The following is a 329-nucleotide window of genomic DNA, read 5'->3' as shown; positions in this document are numbered from 1 at the left end:
TGCACCAATGGCCGGCAACGTGGCCACCACCACCAGGAAGGTCAGCGTCATCGCCGCCAGCAGCAGGGTCAGCGCGATCTCGTTGGGGGTCTTCTGGCGGTTGGCACCTTCCACCAGCTGCCCACGCTGCAACCGCTCTTGCACGATGAACGCATAGCTCTGGCAGATGCCGATGCCCTGTTCGGCCAGCGACACCACGCCCAGTACATCGTCGGAGGTCTCGCCGGATTCGCGCTTGCCGCCGGGGAACTCCCACAGGCCGGCCATGTCGCGGTTCTCGGTACGGCGGTTGAGCAGCACGCGGCCACGGGCGTCGGTGATGACGGCGG

1 protein-coding gene is annotated in these 329 nt (G+C 67.2%); it reads right to left on the bottom strand.

Translation table 11 applies throughout. From position 1 onward, the window contains the following. The coding region (locus ABGA94_RS09670) for an NUDIX domain-containing protein (protein WP_375367141.1) at nt 1–329 on the bottom strand (329 nt) is incomplete at both ends.

The organism is Stenotrophomonas sp. 3diitr2024 (genome assembly GCF_042136455.1).
Classification (GTDB): domain Bacteria; phylum Pseudomonadota; class Gammaproteobacteria; order Xanthomonadales; family Xanthomonadaceae; genus Stenotrophomonas; species Stenotrophomonas sepilia.
Note: the sequence above shows the minus strand (reverse complement) of the source record. Positions and strands in the feature narration are given on the sequence as shown.